Annotated in this window: 1 protein-coding gene; it reads left to right on the top strand. The window is 43.9% G+C overall.

Translation table 11 applies throughout. From position 1 onward, the window contains the following. Positions 1-70: 70 nt before the first annotated feature. The coding region (locus tag P9B04_RS16090; protein ID WP_342056000.1) for a plasmid replication protein, CyRepA1 family at positions 71-2,276 on the top strand (2,206 nt) is incomplete at its 3' end.

Below are 2,276 nucleotides of genomic sequence, written 5' to 3'. Positions count from 1 at the left end.
GAACTGCATCTTTGGCGGTTCTAGTTTGTGATGCCAAAAAATATCTCTGCAATAATTCTCTACAATAATCATGAACAATTACATAACTGAAAACCACCGAAATGAATGGGTACATGGTTCTGGTGTGGCTCCAGAAATAGTGGAATTAAATGTTTTATCCCTGTCTCGAAGCACACCCCACCAATACCTTTTGTACAGTGACAAATTACCGAGACGGAACGATGGACGGTTATCCAACGGATACTTGCGTCGTTGCGAACATTGGGAGTTGGGAGGTTGGTATTGCAATGGGGTTAACTTACTGAGTGGGGATGAATCTCTATGGGGGTGTTTCAAACCCGATAACCCGAGGAAGGTCAGTCAAAATGGCTTTGCTCCTGATGGTTCAGGCAATAAACCTAAGACGATAAAATATGAACACCCCCCCAAAGTTCCTACCGAAGTATTTGCCTTAAGAGTGCCAAGGGAGATAGCAGAGTCCATCGCAGATCGCTACAATGTCCCATTCCCCCGAGAAATATCAGAAATCGAATTTTGGCAATGGATCATAGACCACCCTGAAATACCGATTCTTATTACAGAAGGGGCAAAAAAAGCAGGGGCGTTATTATCTTGCGGATATTGTGCCATCGCCTTTCCTGGAATCTACAATGGATATCGCCAACCGAAAGATGAAGCGGGTAATAAATTAGGGAAACCTCACCTTATCCCTCAACTGGAAGTATTAGCCCAACAGGGAAGACAATTCTATTTTGCTTTTGATGAAGATACTAAAATTAAAACTATCATCAATGTCAATAAAGCCATTGAAAAGACGGCGAAACTCCTAGAACAAGAGGGCTGTACCTGTCATGTCATTGAGTGGTCTTCGCAACAGAAAGGGGTTGATGACCTCATTGTTGCTCAAGGAGTAGAAGCCTTTGATGAAGCATACGAAAAAGCCAAATCTATTCCTTTGTGGAAAGTCAGCCGATTAAAACAGCTAACTTATGAAGTGGCAGTAGAAATAGATCCTCACCTGCGTTACTTGCCTAAACTAGAAATCCCCCAAGGAATCAAGCTCATTGGAGTCAAAGCCAGGAAGGGACGGGGGAAAACTCACAGCATCGAGGATATAGTGGCACAAGCTATCCATGATGGCAGAAAAGTTTTGGTCTTATCTCATCGACGGCAACTGGTGGCTAGTTTATGCGCTCGCTTTGGGCTAGACAATATTAATGGTTATCGTCACAGTGAAACTGGTGGTAAATTGGGGTATGGCTTATGCACCGATTCCCTGCGTTATCAATCACAGGCCAAGTTTAAGCCCTGTGATTGGGCCGATGCACTGGTGATTATTGATGAGGTTGAGCAGGTGCTTTGGCACACCCTCGCCGCCAATACCGAAGTCAGGAACCATCGGGTAGAGATTTTGAGAAACTTACAAGAGGTCATTGAGGTGGTTCTCAGTTCCGAACTAGGTCAAGTGTTAGTTGCTGATGCTGATCTAAGTGATGTTAGTCTAGATTATCTTCGTTCTCTGGTAGATAATCCCCCCGAACCCTACATCATTCATCAAGCCTATAATCCCACCACTATCACCCCATCAGAAAAATGGCAGATTTTTCACTATGACCACCCCAACCCAAAGCGTTTAATTGCAGACTTGCTTGAACATATACGACGTGGAGGAAAGCCCTTCATCTGTCTATCAGCACAGAGAATGAAAAGTCTTTTTGGCACTACTAATCTTGAGACCCTTTTACTCCAATATTTCCCCTTCCTGAAAATATTGAAGATTGACAGTCAATCTATCACTAATCCAGAACATCCTGCCTATGGCTGCATTGAACAACTCAATCAAGTCTTATCCAACTATGATGTTGTCTTGTCCTCTCCTTCCATTGAAACTGGTGTTAGCGTTGATTTAAAAGGTCACTTTACCTCCGTTTGGGGCATTGCTGGTGGTGTCAGTTCTGATAACTCCGTTTGTCAAGCATTATCCCGAGTACGGGAGAATATACCCCGTTATTTATGGGTCGCTAAAACTGGTTGCAACCGAGTCGGTAATGGCACCACTAATGTTAAAGAACTCGTTACTCTTCAGAAAAAGGAGACAATGGCTCACATCAAACTCCTCTTGGCCTCAGAGGATTATGAAATCTGCGGTATCAACACCGAATTTCAAAACCGGTCATTATGGTGTTGGGCCCGAATGGCTATCCGAATCAACTTGGGGATGATTGCTTACCGCCAAACCGTTCTAGCTTCCTTGAGAGCCGAAGGTCATTCGGTTC

The sequence above is a fragment of the Crocosphaera sp. Alani8 genome, assembly GCF_038442745.1.
Lineage (GTDB): Bacteria > Cyanobacteriota > Cyanobacteriia > Cyanobacteriales > Microcystaceae > Crocosphaera.
This window is presented reverse-complemented; position numbering and strand designations above follow the sequence as displayed.